Origin of the sequence: Mitsuaria sp. GD03876, from assembly GCF_029840635.1 — a bacterium.
Classification (GTDB): domain Bacteria; phylum Pseudomonadota; class Gammaproteobacteria; order Burkholderiales; family Burkholderiaceae_C; genus Roseateles.
On the sequence record NZ_JAOCCU010000051.1, the window covers coordinates 1 to 17,019 of the forward strand.

The window sequence follows — 17,019 nt, forward strand, 5'->3', positions numbered from 1 at the left end:
TCGCCGTGCTCGCCAGCCGCGCGGACGAGGCGGACCAGGCCGCGCGCGCGGCCGCGGCGCAGCGGGACGCGCTGGCGGCGCCGGCCGATGCGGCGATGGAGGCCCTGCGCCCTTCGCTGCGATCGCTGGAAGAAGCGCTGGCGCCGCCGCCGCTGCCGCCCCGGGACACCGACGCGGCGCCGCCGCGGACCGTTCCCACGCTGGCCGAGCGACTGTTGCGTCCGCTGCAGGACCTTCGACTGCGCGCCGGCGCGCCGCGATATGACCTGGCGATCGGCCCCTTCGCCCTGTCCCGGAGCAAGACGCCCCCGCTGTCGGTCGCCGAAGGCCGCCCGCAGGTGTTCGAGGCCACGACCGCCACCAGCGCGCGCGGGCTGAAGGACCTGGACGGCAAGACCCGCGCCGCCGCCGGCCAGGCCACCCGGTTGCTGACGCACGCCGAGCGCGGCGCCGGACCGCCCGCTCCGGCAGCGACCGCCGCGGGCAGCGCGGTGGCCTTCAGCGCCGAACTCGCCCGCCTGTTCCATGCCGACGGCGCGTCGGCCGCTTCCTCGGCCACGACCGCCACGCCGGCGGTCACGCGCCTGGCGCTGACGCTGCTGGACCGCCCCAGCCCCGATGCGGCGCAGCGTCCCGACGGACATCCGCTGCGCTATGAGCAGGCCTTGCTGATCGCCTCGGTGCTGCGCGCCGTCGCCGCCGACGCGGCCCAGGCCGAGCAGGTCTATGAACGGCTGCGCCTGCTCGCGCCATCGGCCCTTGACCCGTGGGCCGTGCCGGCGACCGCCACCGGCCCGGCAGCGACCGCCGAGGCGGCCACCCGCGCCGAATTCACCGCGAGAGCCCTCCCCGGTGCCGATGCCGGCTCCGGTTCCGGCTCGGGCGCCGGTGCCCGCGCCTCGCCCGCGGTCGCGCGCCTGGCCAACGCGGCGCAGCGCGCGCTGGCCGCGACCTCGGGTGGATTCCAGGCGCTGATGGACCTGCAGGGCCTGGCTTTGCCGCCCGTCGGCGACCCAGGTCGCGAGGCGGCCCAGCTGGCGCTGGAGCGCCACAAGCTCGGTCTGCGCGCCGAGGAGGCGCTGATCGCGCTGGGCCTGCCGGTGGGCGGCAGCCAGTCGACGACCGACGTCCGGCTCGCGATCGAGGCGCACGCGCAGCGCGCGGAGTTGCTCGATCCGACGCGCCTGGGCACCGGCAACGCGCGGCGCCGGCCCGGCGGTCCGCATGAGCCCGAGCATCCCGCCACGCTCGCCGCGCAGGCCTTCCTGCACGCGACGGAGAACCTGCGCAACGCCCCCGGCCAGGCCGAGGTGCGCGGCGACTTCAAGCCCGCGTATGTCGCGCTGCGCAACGGCTTCACCGAAAGCGGCCAGGGATCGGACTTCCACCTGATGGCCAAGCGGCTGCGCAAGTTCGTGACCTACATCGACCTGGCCTGCAAGACGCCGGAGGGCGAGGCGCCGGGGCGGTTCGACCGGGCGCGCTGGCCGGCGCGCGCGCTGCGCCGGCTGGCGGGCAAGGACAAGTCGCCGCTGTCGACCTTGCTGAAGTCCGGCCCGGTCGGGACCGCGCTGAAGGTCAAGACGCCGGCGGGCGAGCTCGACACCGACAAGGACATGAAGGCGCTGCAGCGCGCCTTCGACGGTGCGACGCCAGCCGAGCGCCGCGACATGCTGCGCCAGATGGTCGGCGCGGTCGCCGCCGACGGGCTGGGCAGCTACAGCGACGCGCGCCGGCATGGCGTGGGCGTGTCGGCGGGCCTGGGCGGCCTGGCCGTGGCGAACGTGGGCGGCGCGTCGCTGGGCATCTCGCCGATGGTCGACGCCAGCGTCGATCGCACGCGCACCGCGATGCTCAAGGCGACCATCCTGGACACCGGCATCCTGTACCTGGGCAGCGAGAAGAAGCTCAGCGGCGCGGTGGGCGCCGGCGTGCGCGCGGGGGCGGACGCCGGCCCCTTCGCCAACGTTTCGGCGCAGGCGATGGCGCGGCTGGGCGGCTCCCACCTGGTGTCCAAGGGCCTCATGATCCGCACCCGCAAGGCGGGCCTGGAGCATCAAGGGCTTTCCGAGGCCCAGACCGCCAACCTGCGCGCCACCGACTGGAAGCGCATGAACGAACTGGTGGTGAATTCGATCTTCCAGATCGCCGACCAGCCCAAGGCCGCGCGTCCCGCCAACGGCGGCGCGATGTGGGCGCGGATGGTGGAGAAGGTCGGCGACTACCGCGACATCTCCTTCGGCTGGAACGAGGCCAAGGCCACCTCGGTCGATGTGTCGGCGTCGCTGGACGCGACCGCCGCGTTCAAGCTGGCGCCGGGCGTTGGAATCTCCGCGACCGCGGGGATCGGCGTCAAGCAGACGTTGCTGGACCGCAAGACCGCGCGCGACGCGGCCGGCGCGGCGCGCGGCGTGCAGGCGGAAAGCGGTTCGCGCGCGGCGGTGCGGGTCGGCGCCAACGCGAGCCTCGGCCATCCCGCGGTGCCGCTGCCGGGCGGGCGCAACCTGGGCCTGTTCGGCCGGCACCGGGTCGGCGTGGAGACCGAACTGGTGCTGCAGTCGCGCAACGGGCTGGTGCGCATCGCCACCGAGGACGGCAAGGTCCGGCCGGAGCTGTGCGCCAGGAACCGGGAGTTCGGTGTCCGCGACGACTTCATCCGGGTGATGAATACGCAGCGCGACCGCTGGGCGGCGCACCTGGGCACGCTTGCGCCGGACGGCGCTCCGCGCGGCGGCGAACGGCAGTTCGACGACTTCATGCGCCAGCTGGTCAACCTGCCGACCGGCCCGGCGCGCATCTACCTGGAACGGCAATGCCTGACGACCGAGGCGGCCGACGCGATCAACGCCTGCATGGACCGGCTGGCGATCCTGCAGCGCCCGTTGCCGCCGGACACGCCGCGCGACCCTGGCGCCGCCGAGCAGGCGGAACGCCTGCAGCGCGTGATCGCCGCGCAGGTCGACGCGCCGTCGAGTTGGCGGCCGATCGGGCTGGTCGTCATCCAGCCGATGCAGGTGGCGCACATCGGGCGCAGCGGCCTCGAGGGCGGCGTGTCGACGCTGGCCGACGGCAGCGGCGTCACCGACCGCCTGATGGGCGGCGGCAAGCTCAGCATCGGCGCCCGCAGCCAGACGGCCAGCAACGGGCAGGTGCTGCTGGCGCTGGATGCCGCGCCGCAGCCGGAGCGCTCGCCGGCGCTGGGGCTGGCGATGCCGCAGGTGTCCGGGGCGGCCGCGATGCCCGGCGACATGGCCGAGCTGGCGTGACGCGCCGGCGGACGCCGCCAGGCGCGGCCGGCCTCGGGGCATCCGCCTGGGCGCGGGTCGTCGGCGACCTGGAGTAGCCCGTCCCTGTCCCCCTTATCCACGCATGCCCCGGGCGGCATGGGGACACAATCGGCCGGATGAAGACACTGTGCATCGAGGGCTGGCGGGGGGTGAACCACTCCATCGCGATGGTCAACCAGAACCAGATCCTAGAGATGGTGAAGGACCCGCGGTTCGAGCTGTTCCACAAGGACGCGCCGTTCTTCCTGCCGCATTGGGACAAGGCCAAGCTGGACTCCGGCTTCGCCGACGAGGAGCGCGCCATCATCGACGCCCTCCCCGACCCCGGCGACCGGGTCATGGACGTGCGGCTGCGCATCGCCTCGCCGATCCGACTGGGCGATCCCGCCGCCGCGCGCCGCAACGCCAGCTTCGTCGTCACGGAGTTCGGCCTCTCCGGCAAGAGCTTCGACCCGCCCGAGATGGCGCCCGCGGCGCTGACGCAGGGCGACGACTTCGTCGTCACGCCCACGCGCTGGTCCAAGGCCCGGCTGGTGGACTACGGCTTCGACGCCGACAAGGTGCATGTCGTGCCGCACGGCTACAAGACCGACACCTTCTTCCCGATGACGCCCGAGCAACGCCAGGCCGCCCGCGCGGCGCTGGGCATGCAGCCGCACGAGACCGTCTTCACCAACGTCGGCGTCGCGACCTGGAACAAGGGCATCGACCTGATCCTGCTGGCCTTCGCCGAGCTGCGCCTGCAGGGCCTGCCGGTGCGGCTGATCCTCAAGGACCACCAGGGCCTGTACGGCATCGGCGTGGAACGCGTCTTCGCCGAGCTCGCCGCGCGCGCGCCGGCCTTGAATTCGCCGCAGGTGCGCGACGGGATCTCGGTGCTGTCCACCAGCCTGAACCTGCCGCAGCTGCGCTCGCTGTACGCGCTGTCGGACGCCTATGTCTCGCCCTACCGGGCCGAGGGCTTCAACCTGCCGGTGCTCGAGGCGATGGGCTGCGGCACGCACGTGATCGTCAGCGGCGGCGGCGCCACCGACGACTTCACGCCGCCCGAGCTCTGCCATCGCTTGCACAGCCGCCCCGGCACCGACGCCGACGCGCCGCAGCCGGTCGGCGCCTTCGTCGTGCCCGACCTGGACGACCTGCGCGAGGCGATGCTCCAGGTCGTCGAGCAGCGCCTGACCCCGGCGCCGCGCCGCGAGGCCGCGCGCCAGCGCCTGGCGCAGCGCTTCTCCTGGGCGACGGTGACGAAGCAGCTGCTGGACCTGATGTGATGAGCGCCGCCGCCAAGCCCAGCCTGGCCGTCGCCATCGTCGACACCGACCTGCATGTGCTGGCGCGCCAGGCGCTGCTGCACAGCATGCGGCTGATGGAGCAGCAGGGCCTGCCGTTCAGCCAGGTGCTGATCTACTCGGACCGGCCGGAGCTCTGGCCCGGCCTGCCGGTGATCCCGGTGCCCACGCTGCGCTCGATCACCGAATACAACCTGATCGTCACGCGCCAGCTGGCCGAGCACCTCAGCGCCGACCACGTGCTGGTGATCCAGTACGACGGCTTCGTGCTCAACGCCGACCAGTTCTCGCCGCACTTCCTGCACTACGACTACATCGGCGCGCCCTGGCCCAACTACGAGGACAACGACGTCGGCAACGGCGGCTTCTCGTGGCGTTCCCGGCGGCTGGTGCACGCGGTGGCGCAGCTGGACTACCCGGACCCGACCGAGGCCGAGGACCTCTTCATCTGCCGCACGATGCGGCCGACGCTGGAGCGCGCCGGCTGCCGCTTCGCGCCCAAGGCGATCGCGCAGCACTTCTCGGTCGAGTTCCCGGCCGTGCCCTTCCCCACCTTCGGCTTCCACGGCATCTTCCACCTGCCCAACGTCTACCGCGAGATGCCGGACTTCCTGCTCGACCACCTGTCCGACCGCATCGTCAAGAGCCGCAGCGGCTTCCTGCTGCCCGGGCTGCAGGCGGTGTCGCCGGCGGCCGCGCAGAAGCTGCAGGCGCGCCTGGCGGCGCTGGGCTGAGCGCCCTCGCCCGCCGCCGCTCCGTTGCCCCCTCCAGAATCCCTCGAGTCCTTCCCGAAAGCCCCCCGATGAACGCGAAGAAACAGATCGTCATCCTGATCCCCCACGGCGTGCAGACCGGCGGTCCGGAGGCGCTGCACCAGCTGTCGGACTCGCTGCTCCGCCAGGGCCACGACGCGCGCGTCTGGTACGTGCTGCCGACCGACCTGCCGGCCATCGACGACCTGTTCCGCCGCAACGGCCTGACCGCCGGCACCGCGCTCAAGCTGCAGCCGCGGCCCAACACGGTGGCCGACTACCAGAAGTACCAGGTCCGGCTGGCCGAGGAGATCGCGATGACGCCGGACACCTGCGTGGTGCTGGCCGAGACCTACGTGCACTGGCTGCGCTACTTCCAGCCCTGCACGCCGATGGTCTGGTGGCTGAGCATCGACAACGCCTTCGAGTACCTGTCGGTCAACAAGATCAACATGAACCTGCTGCGCAGCGAGCGGGTGCTGCACACCTACCAGTCGACCTACGCGCATGACGTGATCCGCGCGCTGGGATGCCTGCGCACGCTGCCGCTGTCGGACTACACGCCGGGCAAGCCGGCGGCGTCGGACGGGGAACCGGTCGTCGACCCGGCCGCCAAGACCGACATCGCGCTCAACGCCAACCACAAGGTGGTCTACGACGTCGGCGCGATCGCGGCGCGGCTGGAGCGCGAGAACGGCTGCAAGGTGCACCTGATCCGCGGCCTGACCCGGGCGCAGGTCTACGACGCGCTGGGCCGCAGCAAGCTGTTCATCGACCTGGGCAACTTCCCCGGCAAGGACCGCCTGGCGCGCGAGGCGCTGATGCGCGACTGCTGCGTCTTCGCCCTGGACGTCGGCGCGGCGCGCGACTACGCGCTGCCCGACGAGTGCTACTTCAAGCCCGACCAGGTCGACCAGGTCTTCGCCGGCGCCGGCGAGCTGATGCGCCGCTACGCGCTCTACCTCGAGCTGTCCCGCCCCGCGCAGCAGGCGGTGCAACGCGAACGGATGATCTTCGAGCGCGAGGTGGCCGGCCTGGCCCACGCCTTCGGCGCCTGAATCGGGCGTCCGCGTCCGGTGGATTCGGGGTTTTCCCGCACCCACCGGCCTTCCCCACGCCGCTGTAGGTGTTTCCCGCACGCGCGAATCGGCACGCGCCGCCTTGAGAAGCGCGCACTGCCCGCCGAAGATCATTGACGCGCGTCAAGAAATAGCGCGGCGCATCCATCAGCAGGGGGAAAACACATGAACTTCTCGAGCCTCAAGGTCAAGACCAAGCTCTGGGCCGGCTTCGGCGTGATGGCGGTGATCGTCATCGCCGTCTCCGGCGCCGCGCTGCATTGGCTGGACCAATCCAGTTCTCGCGTCGAGAACTACCTGCACGGCGTCGCCGCGCGCGAGCGCCTGGTGATCGCGGTGCAGTCCGCCGCCAAGTCGCGGGCGATCGCGGCGCGCAACCTGGTCCTGGTGACCACGCCGCAGGACCGCGCGATGGAACTCGACGCCGTCACCAAGTCCCACGAGGAGGTCAAGCAGTCGCTGGCCAAGCTCAAGGAGCACCTCGCCGGGGCGAAGGACGCGACGTCGCAGGACAAGGCGATGTTCGACAAGCTCGCCGGCATCGAGGACCAGTACGGCAAGGTGGCGCTGGCCATCGTCGGCCTGGCCAACGACGGCAAGCGCGACGACGCCATCGCCAAGATGAACGCCGAATGCCGGCCGCTGCTGGCCGCGCTGCTGGGCGCCACCGGCGAGTTCATCCGCTACGAGGACGAGCGTTCCGCCGCCGAGACGCAGGCCGCGTCCGAGCTCTTCGCCACCGACCGCTCGCTGCTGCTGGCCACGGCGGTGTTCTCCGCCGCGATCGCCGGACTGCTGGGCTGGCTGATCAGCCGCGCGGTGACCGCGCCGCTGAACCGCGCGATCCGGGTCGCGCAATCGGTGGCCGACGGCGACCTGCGCGAGGAGATCGAGGTCGACGGCCGCGACGAGCTCAGCCAGCTGCTGACCGCGCTCAAGGCGATGAGCGGCAACCTGTCGTCGATGGTGTCCAACGTGCGCCAGGCCGCCGACGGCATCGCCACCGCGTCCACGCAGATCGCCAGCGGCAACCAGGACCTGTCCAGCCGCACCGAGTCGCAGGCCAGCGCGCTGCAGCAGACCGCCTCATCGATGGCGCAGATGACCGAGACGGTGCAGGTCAACGCCGAGTCCTCGCGCAAGGCGACCGGGCTGGCCGACGCGGCGGCGCAGGTCGCCGGCCAGGGCGGCGAGGTGGTGCATCGCGTGATCTCGACGATGGAGGCGATCACCGGCTCCAGCAAGCGCATCGGCGACATCATCGGCGTGATCGACGGCATCGCGTTCCAGACCAACATCCTTGCCCTGAACGCGGCGGTCGAGGCGGCGCGCGCCGGCGAGCAGGGCCGCGGCTTCGCGGTCGTGGCCAGCGAGGTGCGCGCGCTGGCGCAGCGCAGCGCCCAGGCGGCCAAGGAGATCAAGACGCTGATCTCCGACAGCGTCGCCAACGTGGACGCCGGCGGCGCGCTCGTGCAGGAGGCCGGCCGCACGATGGACGCGGTGATGACGCAGGTCCGCAAGGTCACCGACCTGATGGGCGAGATCAACGCCTCCACCGAGCAGCAGTCGCACGGCATCGTGCAGGTGAACGAGGCGGTCGCCGCGATCGACCGCGGCACGCAGCAGAACGCCGCGCTGGTCGAGGAAAGCGCCGCGGCGGCCGAGAGCCTGCGCCAGCAGGCGATGGCGCTGAGCGAGGCGATCGCCCGGTTCAAGGTGCGCGGCGCGGCCGTGGCCTGAGCGGACCCGCCCGAGGGGCGATCCGAAGCGCATCGGAAAAACGCGACACGGGAGCCTTCGGGCTTCCGTTTTTCATGGGAATCGCGCCGGATCGCGCCTCATCGCGGTGCATCACGCACCGGCGTGCGATGACCGAATCAAGCCCCTGCAACCCGATGCAACCCGTGTTGAACTTGCTGCGGCGCAGCATAAAGTGGCGAGGTGTTCTTCAGCTCGTGAGGTCCAGCATGAGTTCGATCGCCATGACGATGTTCCTCGACTCCTCGCCCGGGGAGCTCATCGACCTGCCGCACGCCGGCTCCGGCCTGGAGCACCCGCTGGTCTTCGACAGCGCGGCGCGCGAGATCCAGCAACTCGCCGCCGACGGCCGCGTCGAGGTGATCCAGCAGCGGACCAAGACCGTCGGTCCGGACACGCTGATCGAGGAACTCCAGTTCCGCCGGTTGAGCTGACCGGCGCCTCCAACGCCATCCCCCTCTCCCGCACCGCGGGAGAGGGCCGGGGTGAGGGTCGTCGCGGACCAGAGCGCCGCCGCTAGGGCGCCGCGCCGCTGGCCGCCAGCTCCGCCTGCATCCGCGCCCGCATCTCGGCGATGCGGCGCCGTTTCTCTTCTCCCTTAGCCAATTGCTCGGGCGACAGGCCCATGGCGCGTCCACGCTCGATCTGCTGGTCGATCAGCGGCAACTCCTTGTCGGCCGCGGCGACGAAGGCCTGCTGCGCCGCCTGGTGGCGGTCCTGCTCGCGGCGCGCGTAGGCCTGCCGGTCGTCGAGCTGCCACGCCGGCGTCCCCTCCTCGGCTGACTGGCGGCGGACCGGCGGCGCGCGGTCGTCGCCGGCCGTGCGCGCATCCGACAGGCTCCAGGCAGCCGGCACATCGGCCGAAGGCGTGGACGCCGGCGCCGCGGCGACTTCCACGGCCGCCGACGCGGGAACCGCGCTTCCCAGCGCGTCTGATGCCGGTCCCGAGGCCGCCGCGGCCGGGCCGTCCCGCACGAGCCGCGGCGCCGAGGCCGGTGGCGATCCCGCCTGCAAGGTGGCCGCCGCGTCCCAGGTCCGCCCCGGCCCGCCGATCGCGAGCCATCCCAGCACGGCGCCGACCAGCGCCAACGCCGCGGCGATCTTCCAGTCCACGCGGCCGCGTTCAGTGCGCATGCCCGTGCCCCTGGCCGTGCCCATGCCCCTCGGCGCCCTTCATCGGCAGGTCCGGCTCGAACGGCGTGGCCGGTGGCGCCAGCCCCGGCGCCCAGCGCAGGCCGGCCGACGCCAGCAGCGCGCGCTGGCGCTCCCGCCAGTGGGCCTCGAGCTTCTCCTGCGCGATCGCCTGGCGCGCCTCATGCCGCACCGTGTCGCTGTCCGCCGGGTGGTGCCCGCGCCGGACCGACATCACCTGGACGCGATCCCAGCCGGTCCCGTCGGGATGCCGGATCGGCGGCGAGGCCGCGCCGGCCGGCCAGGCCCGCAGCAGGTCCAGCGACCAGGCGTCGACCTCGGCCACCGGCGCCGGATCGCCGAGACGCCAGGCCACCGGCACCACGCCCGGCTGGCCGCGCAGGTCGGTGCCCTCGCCGCAGGGCGTGCCCGCGCAGCGCAGGCGCACGCCATCGACCGCCTCCAGCCGCGCGAAGCGGTCCAGGTGGGCGCGGTAGTAGGCGCCGATCTCCTCGGCCGTCACCGACGCCGCCAGCGCCTCGCGCGCCGGCGCGTCGCCATGAGGATCCGCCGTCAGCCCCTGCCAGCGCACCCAGGCGAGCTTGCGCTGGCGCGCCTCGACGACGCGGCGGACGAAGTCCAGTTCGGCCGCGCTCCAGCCGCTGTCGCGTCGCAGCCAGTCCTCGACGAAGCGCTCGCGCAGCAGCTGCCGCGCCTGGGCGCGGGCGAACTCGAGGTCGCCCGAGCGCAGCAGGCGCCTGCCCTGCACGTTCTGCAGCGGCCAGAGATCGGCCAGCGTGATCGCCCCGGCCGGCGTGCCGCCGTAGGCGCGATGCCGCAGCAGCACCAGCCGTGTCGCGGCCTCCTGCTGCGCGGCATCGAGGCCTTCGTCCATGCGCAGGCCGCCGCCCTGCCCGGCGGGTGCCCACTGCGCCGTCCAGGCGCGTGCGTCCGGCGTTGACGGCAGTTCAGGCCGCGCGGCCGACCAGGCGCGTTCGATGCGCTCCGGCCAGAGCTGCTGCAGGGTCGCGAGCCACTGGCGCCGCGCCTCGACCTCCGGCGCGAAGCCGACCCGCATGCTCGCGAACAGCGTCGCATCGCCGACCTCGCGCGCGGCGGCATCGCCGAGCAGCAGGTCGAGCGCGACATGCCGCGTCAGTTCCGCCAGGCCGAGCTCGGGCTGCTCGCGGCGGGCGAGCCTCAGCAGCGCCTCGGCGGGGCGGCGCGGGATCGGCTCGTCGCCCAGGCGCGCGACCCAGTCGGACGCCGCGCGGGCGTCGACCGGGGCCGTCGCGCCGGCAATGGGCGCCTGGGCCGCGCCGGACGTCGCCACGCTCGAAGGCGCCGCCACGCCGGCTTGAGCCGCCAGCAGCGCCACGCCGGTCGCGATGCCGAGCGCCACGCCCGCCACGGTCCTTCCCGCAGTCCCGGCCGCGGTCCTGACGACGGGCGGGGACGCGACGGCGCGCCGTCTCGCCCGGTTCATCACAGCCGTTCGGCCGCGCGGTTGAGCAGGTGCACGACCATCGCGATCGCATGCGGCACGACGACGCGGCCGACGTCGCGGCGCACCGCGTGGTCGGTGGTCGACAGCACCTGGCCGCCGCGGCTGTAGGAGATCTGGCCGCCCTGGCGCAGCAGCGGCCGGATGTCGGTGGCGGTCGCCGCCAGCGGCGTGTAGCTGCCCAGCGCGGCGGTGACGAGCGCGTCGTCGTTGAGCGCCTCGCCGTCGTAGTAGTCCTTGACCCAGGTCTCCCAGCCCGAGTGGTTCAGCGCCGAGGTCGTCCAGGTGTGATGCGGCTGCAGCAGGTCGGTCGTGTGCATCACGAAACCCAGGCTCTGCACCGTCGGACGCGCCAGGAATTGGGACCACCAGTACTGGCCCAGGTTGTCGATCGGCTGGAACGGCGCCTTCTCGAAGTCGGCGTACATCGACGGGGTCGAGCTGCCGCCCTGGCGGTAGTTGGCCTCGGTGAGGCCGTAGGTGTTGTACTTGCTGCCGTCGCCGAACCAGCCCTTCATGCCGCCCTTGCCGTCGTCCAGGTGGTCGCCGACCAGCCAGGCCGCGGCCAGGTCGTCGATGTCGCCCTTGACCGTCAGCTTGGCGTAGTTGTAGCCGCCGAACGGGTTGCCGTGGACGTCCGCGCCCTGCGTGCGGTTCTGGAAGTGCCAGTACGAGGTGTAGTTGACGATGCCCGAGCCCAGGCCCCAGACCGGCGCCAGCACGCAGTCGCCGGTCATCGCGCCGCACAGGTAGGTGTCGGCGAAGTCGTCGACGTCGTAGGCGCCCTGGCCCAGTTGCTCGGCGAACTGCTCGATCGTGTAGCCCGCGCGCGTCACGCCCGCCAGCAGCTTGGCGTAGTTGGTCGTGCCCGCGTGGCGCTGCATGTAGCGGACCGCGTCGATCGCGATCCGCTTGTGGGTGTCCTGCGCGAAGGCGGCGGCGGTGTCCGGGGTGGAGAGGCCGGCCGCGAGGGTGGCGGCGGCCAGGAGCAGCATGGATCGCATCGAAGTCTCCCTGTGGTGAGGCCCGTGTCGGGCCGGTGTGTTGCGCGGTCTGCGCACATCGAACGATGGGGCGCGATGTTCGGAGCCGCTCGTGACGCTTCCGTTAAGGAAACGCGACGGGCGGCCCGGGCTTTCACTTGGACACAGTCGGAGGAATCCACGCGACGGGCCGGCCGCGTGGCCGCGCCGGGGTCAGGCCTTGCCGCCCTCATTGGTTTTGTTGGCCTTCCCCGGCCGGGCGGCGGTCCGGATCGCCGGCCGCGCGTTGCGCACGCGGTTCGCGAGGAACACCTCGCCGATGTCCAGCGTGCTCTCGTGGCCGACATGCGCGGCGCAGGTCGCGAGCCACTTGTCCGCCGCGGTCCGGCCCAGCCCGAACAGCGTGGTCAGCAGCCCGGGGTCGGTGTTGAGCTTGCTGGAGGCGCCGAACGGCGCCAGGCCGTCCTCGTCGGCGACGCGGTGCAGCCGCATCTGCTTGTAATGCGTCGGATCGATGCGCCGGTCGCGCAGCAGCCGCTGCACGAAGGCGATCGCGCGCAGCTCCGCGACCAGGCTGGCGTTGAAGGTGATCTCGTTGATGCGGTCGTCGATCTCGGCGGCGGTGCGCGGGATGCCGGCGTGCTCGCGCGGGTTGATCTGGATGAGCAGCACGTCGTCGGACGCGGTGCCGTAGACCAGCGGCCACAGCGCCGGGTTGCCCGAGAAGCCGCCGTCCCAGAACGGCTCGCCGTCGATGACCACCGTCTGCGCGCCGTGCGGCAGGCAGGCCGAGGCCATCAGCGCCTCGATGCTCAGGTCCTCGCCGCTGAACACCCGCGGCTGGCCGGTGCGCACCGAGGTCGCCACGACGAAGACCTTCATCGGCCCGTCGCGCAGCGCCTCGACGTCCACGTGCCGCTGGACGATGTCGCGCAGCGGATCGAGGTTGAACGGGTTGAGCTGGTACGGGCTCCACAGCCGCAGCCAGGCGTCCCACATCGCGTAGCCGGGCCAGGCGCTGCGGTTGTAGACCCAGGCCGGCAGCTCCAGGCGCGCGGCCTGGCCGGGCCCGGCCGCCTCGCCGACGACGCCGAAGCAGGCCGGCACGCCGGACACGTCCTGCCAGAAGCGCGACAGCGCCTGGCGCGCGCCGAGCGCCCCGCCCCGGGCGAAACCGGTGGCCATGACCGCGGCGTTCATCGCGCCGGCGCTGGTGCCGGACACGCCGTCCACCTGCAGCCGGCCGTCCTCGAGCAGCCGGTCCAGCACGCCCCAGGTGAACGCGCCGTGGGAACCGCCGCCTTGCAGCGCGAGATCGATCGGACGGGGAGACATCGACATGGCGGGAAGGCGCGCCACCGGCGCGGCGGAAGAAGCGGTGACGCAGCCTAGCAGTTCAAGGCGACTGGCTCGTCCCGGACTTCGGTGAGGCGGGGGCGTCCGGCATGGCCGCCTTCGAGACCGGCCCCAGATGGCCCCGCCAGCCCACCACGAACCCGAGGCGACCGCGAGGGATCGGGTCGACCAGCCCGACGGTGCGATTCGGGCGTGGGTCCACGCCCGACCCTTCGTCCACGACCCGGTCGTCGGTCGGCACCGCCGGCAGCGCGAAGGTGAGGTTATGCAACCCGGCGGCACGCCCGGGGAGTCCGGCGACCGACACCTCGTCCCACCCCAGGTCGGCCAGCGACCGCTGGAACTGGTGGGCGTAGGTCGCCTCGGTGCCCAGGGTCTGCGCGGACCCGCAGGCGTGGAGCTGGATGCTGCCCTTGAAGCCACGCGGCAGTCCGTGCGCGACCAATTCCCGGGCCAATTCCTGGGGATGAAGACCTCCGACGCCCAGGATGCCGGGGGCCGCGATGCCGCCCCTGCGCAAGGCAAGCTCGAACGGATTTCCCTGGCCATGGCCCATCACCATCAGGCGTCCCTCCAGGTCGAGGCCGGCGAGCGGCCTGCGCGCGTCCGCGCGGGCCATCGGCCGCGGGAGCATGAACCTCCCGTTGGCATGAACCTCGCCGTTGTAGAGCGTCCCGGCCCGCGCCCACTCGTCCGCGAGGTCGTCCTTCGGATCGGCGCGAAGGATCGCCACGCCCGACAGATGCGGTCCGGCGGGGAGCACCGTGCCGAGCACCGTGTCCTTGCCCCCGTCCTGGAGCACGAGCGCCACGTCCCGGTCCCGCCCGACCTTCAGCGACCACGACCGGGGTGTCGCCACCGCGCGGTCGCCGGCGCTGGCCAACTGGTCGGCCAGGCGGTCGATCGGACCCGGATGCACCGTCGCCGGGCGCTCCCAGCCGAAGCGCTCCCGCAACGCCGCGCCCAGCGACTGCGCGACACGTCCTCGGAGGGCGTCGATGCCCTCCTCGCCGCTGAGGCGCGTCGGGCCGCTCAGGGTTTCGCCGGGAAGGAAGTCGGCGGGCGTGGGACGGCGGCCCGTCCGCATCCGCGGCCTCCGCGCGTCGTCGAACGGCAGTTCCTGCAAGCGTTCGAGCTCGGCCAACAAGGTGGCGACGTCGCCCGGAAGGCGGGACCGTGCCGCCGCGCCAGGTCCGCACAGATGCATGCGGAGTTCGTTGACGAGCCCTGCCAGCAGCGATGGCCGCTGGGCCGCCGTCCCGTCGCCGGCGTCCGGCGGCGGATGCCTCGGCTCGTGGGCGGGCGCGTGCCATCCGTCGGGCCGCGACGCGAGCTGCAGCCAGCTGCGCACGCCGCCGGCGGGCTCGAAGGCATGGCGCCATCGTCCCTCGTCCAGCAGCACGCCCAGGCCGCGAGGCCACCACGCCGCGCTCATCAGGGCACGGGCCTGTCGGATGTCGCCGGTGCTCAGTCCGGGCGGCCCGCCGTCAGGCGGCGCGGGCGGGCCGGCGTCGACAGGGGTGGGATGGGATGGGAACGATTCGGCGCAAGCCTCTCGAGAGGCGATGGACAAGGGGGGCATCGGCGCAACCGGTTGACGGGGGACACGGTCAGTTGCGCCCGACCCGCGCGGGTTCTCCCGCGACACCGTTTCCCGTCGCGGCGCCCGTTCCCGTCTCGGCGCGCGTTCATATCGCGGCGCCACCTCCTATCGCGGCGCCGCCTCCTGTCGTGCCCTACCTCGGCACCGGATCGTTGGGCAGCCAGCGCTTGTAGAGCGCCTGGAAGGTGCCGTCGCGCTTGAGCTCGCCCAGTTGCGCCTGCCACGCGTGCACCGTGCCGATCGGGGTGCTGCGGGAGAAGGCGATGTAGCCCTCGCTGCTGGCGAACGAGTAGACCTCCTCCAGCGCCTGGCGCGCCACGCCGGCTCGCGCCAGCGTCTCGGGCATCGACAGCTTCTCGGCGGCGAACAGCGGCGCCCGGCCCGCGGCCAGCATCCGCACGCCCTGGATCGGATCGCTGATCAGCTGCAGGTTGCGGAAACCCGCCGATTCCAGCTGCGTCAGCGTGTACCAGTCCCGCACCACCAGCACCTTGGGCGCGCGCCGCGCCTCGGCGAGCGAGCGCAGCCGGATGCCGCTGCCCGCCTTGGCGTAGAAGGTGCTCTGGAAGGACACGATCGGCCCGACCCATTGGAAGAGCTTCTCGCGCTCCGGGATCCGGGCCATCGAGAACAGCGCCGTCGGCGGACCGTCCTGGGCCTCGCGGAAGGCGCGCGCCCAGGGCATGAACTCGATGGGCAGCGACTGGCCGAGCCGCTTCTGGATCGCCTGGACGATGTCGATCGACAGGCCGCGCGGCAGGCCGTCCTCGGTGAAGTTGATCGGCGGGAATTCCTCGCTGAGCAGGCGCAGCGACGCGGTCGCGGCACCGCCGGAGGACGGCGGGGCCGCCGGCCCCGCCGAGGCGGAGGGCGTCGGATTGGCGGCGCCGCCCGGCGGGAGCGTCGGCGGCGGCACGGCGGGCCGCCCGGCGGCATGGGCGCCGCCGAGCCAGGCCAGGCCGGCCAGGGTCAGAAGTCGTCGTTGCATGCGCGAATCAGATTTCGAACCCAGGGAAGGCGCTTCGTCGCGCCGGTTTCCTGTCCCGCATCAAGCCCGGGACGTCCGAATCATGATAGGCGGCGGTAACGAAATGTCTTTTTCAGTGATGCCGGAAAGCGACGCGCCGGATGCGCATTCGTGCGCGAACGGCGCCGGGGAAAACACCGAGCCGCCGCGCCGTCGTAGCCTGCGACGCGCGGCGGCCAGGAGGTCACTTCCCGCCGCGCAGCTTGGCCAGCTGGCCTTGCGTGTCGTTCCACAGGTCCATGCCGACCTGCGTGGCGACGCCGGCGTTCACGCGGGTGAGCTTGTCGCGCATGCGCGCGGTCTCGGCCGGGCTCAGCTCGTTGACCGCCATGCCCTTGGCCTTGAGTTCGGCCAGCGCCTTGGCCGCCTCGTCGCGGGTGTCCTTGCGCTCGAAGTCGCGGCTCTTGACGGCGGCCTGCTGCAGCACCGCCTGCTCGTCCTTGGACAGGCTGTCCCAGAACTTCTTCGACACGGTCACGATCCACGGGCTGTAGACGTGGTTCGTCATGGTCAGGTACTTCTGCACCTCGTAGAACTTGGCCGAGAGGATGGTGTTGTACGGGTTCTCCTGGCCGTCCACCGCGTTGGTCTCCAACGCGGTGAACAGCTCCGAGTACGGCAGCGGCACCGCGTTGGCGCCCAGCTGCTTGAAGCTGTCCAGGAACACGTTGTTCTGCATCACGCGCAGCTTGATGCCGTTGAGGTCCTCCAGCTTGTTGACCGCGTGCTTGCTGTTGGTCAGGTTGCGGAAGCCGTTCTCCCAGTAGACGAGGCCGACCAGGCCCTTGTCGGTGAGCTTGGCGCGGACCTTGTCGCCGACCGGGCCGTCGAGCAACGCGTCGGCCTCGCGGACGTTGTTGACGAGGAAGGGCGTGTCCCAGAGCGCCATTTCCTTGGCGATGCCCACCAGCGTCGCGGTCGAGCCGACCATCATTTCCTGCGCGCCGCCGATCAGCGCCTGCTGCATCTGCGTGTCGGGGCCCAGCGCCGCGCCGCCGATGGCGCGCACCTTCATCTTGCCGCCGGAGAGCTTGAGCACCTCGTCGGCGAAGACCTTCACCGCGCGGCCCTGGTTGCTGTTCTCGGCCAGGCCGTAGCCGAAGCGGATCAGGCGCGGCTTGATGTCGGCGGCGCGCGCGGGCAGCGACGCGCTCAACGCGATCGCGGCCAGCGCGACGGCGGTGGCCAGGGTACTGCGGCGGGTCTTGTTGCTCATGGTTGTCTCCTTGGGAACGAAGCGCGGTCGGAAA

General features: G+C 72.4%; 13 protein-coding genes. 6 read left to right on the forward strand and 7 right to left on the reverse strand.

The window, feature by feature from the left end:
- From N5D62_RS23900 to N5D62_RS23925, 6 genes are all read left to right on the forward strand, one after another.
- A partial coding sequence (locus tag N5D62_RS23900) for a hypothetical protein (RefSeq protein ID WP_279760456.1) occupies nt 1-3,266 on the forward strand: 3,266 nt, incomplete at its 5' end.
- Between the two features lie 137 nt (nt 3,267-3,403).
- On the forward strand, nt 3,404-4,558 hold the full coding sequence (locus N5D62_RS23905) for a glycosyltransferase (protein WP_279760457.1): 1,155 nt from the start codon (nt 3,404-3,406) through the stop codon (nt 4,556-4,558).
- Nucleotides 4,558-5,310 (forward strand): DUF5672 family protein, encoded by a 753-nt coding sequence (locus N5D62_RS23910; RefSeq protein WP_279760458.1) that lies wholly within the window; start codon nt 4,558-4,560, stop codon nt 5,308-5,310. Before N5D62_RS23905 ends, N5D62_RS23910 begins: the two co-directional genes overlap by 1 nt.
- A 68-nt stretch (nt 5,311-5,378) precedes the next feature.
- Nucleotides 5,379-6,386, forward strand: a complete 1,008-nt coding sequence (locus N5D62_RS23915; RefSeq protein ID WP_279760459.1) for a hypothetical protein — start codon at nt 5,379-5,381, stop codon at nt 6,384-6,386.
- 186 nt (nt 6,387-6,572) lie between these two features.
- Nucleotides 6,573-8,147, forward strand: coding sequence for a methyl-accepting chemotaxis protein (locus N5D62_RS23920; protein WP_279760460.1), 1,575 nt, complete (start codon nt 6,573-6,575; stop codon nt 8,145-8,147).
- A 227-nt stretch (nt 8,148-8,374) separates the two neighbouring features.
- The gene (locus N5D62_RS23925) at nt 8,375-8,599 is read left to right on the forward strand and encodes a hypothetical protein (RefSeq protein WP_279760461.1); all 225 of its coding nucleotides are present in this window, start codon (nt 8,375-8,377) and stop codon (nt 8,597-8,599) included.
- Between the two features lie 82 nt (nt 8,600-8,681).
- Here the strand turns inward: N5D62_RS23925 and N5D62_RS23930 are convergent, their stop codons facing one another.
- The 7 genes from N5D62_RS23930 to N5D62_RS23960 form a co-directional block, all read right to left on the reverse strand.
- A complete protein-coding gene (locus N5D62_RS23930; protein ID WP_279760462.1) occupies nt 8,682-9,299 on the reverse strand; it encodes a hypothetical protein in 618 nt (205 codons plus the stop codon).
- Nucleotides 9,289-10,698, reverse strand: coding sequence for a hypothetical protein (locus N5D62_RS23935; RefSeq protein ID WP_279760463.1), 1,410 nt, complete (start codon nt 10,696-10,698; stop codon nt 9,289-9,291). The genes N5D62_RS23930 and N5D62_RS23935 overlap by 11 nt, the downstream gene beginning before the upstream one ends.
- An 83-nt stretch (nt 10,699-10,781) precedes the next feature.
- Complete coding sequence (locus N5D62_RS23940) at nt 10,782-11,804, reverse strand: phospholipase (protein ID WP_279760464.1); 1,023 nt, start codon at nt 11,802-11,804, stop codon at nt 10,782-10,784.
- A gap of 192 nt (nt 11,805-11,996) precedes the next feature.
- Nucleotides 11,997-13,118 carry a patatin-like phospholipase family protein gene (locus N5D62_RS23945; RefSeq protein WP_279760465.1) on the reverse strand — a complete coding sequence of 374 codons (1,122 nt, stop codon included), beginning with the start codon at nt 13,116-13,118 and terminating at the stop codon, nt 11,997-11,999.
- Nucleotides 13,119-13,179: 61 nt separating this feature from the next.
- On the reverse strand, nt 13,180-14,541 hold the full coding sequence (locus N5D62_RS23950) for a hypothetical protein (protein ID WP_279760466.1): 1,362 nt from the start codon (nt 14,539-14,541) through the stop codon (nt 13,180-13,182).
- A gap of 334 nt (nt 14,542-14,875) precedes the next feature.
- Nucleotides 14,876-15,730: a transporter substrate-binding domain-containing protein gene (locus N5D62_RS23955; protein WP_279760467.1), complete on the reverse strand. Its 855-nt coding sequence runs from the start codon at nt 15,728-15,730 to the stop codon at nt 14,876-14,878.
- A gap of 223 nt (nt 15,731-15,953) precedes the next feature.
- Nucleotides 15,954-16,985 carry a TRAP transporter substrate-binding protein gene (locus tag N5D62_RS23960; protein ID WP_279760468.1) on the reverse strand — a complete coding sequence of 344 codons (1,032 nt, stop codon included), beginning with the start codon at nt 16,983-16,985 and terminating at the stop codon, nt 15,954-15,956.
- Between the last annotated feature and the right edge of the window lie 34 nt (nt 16,986-17,019).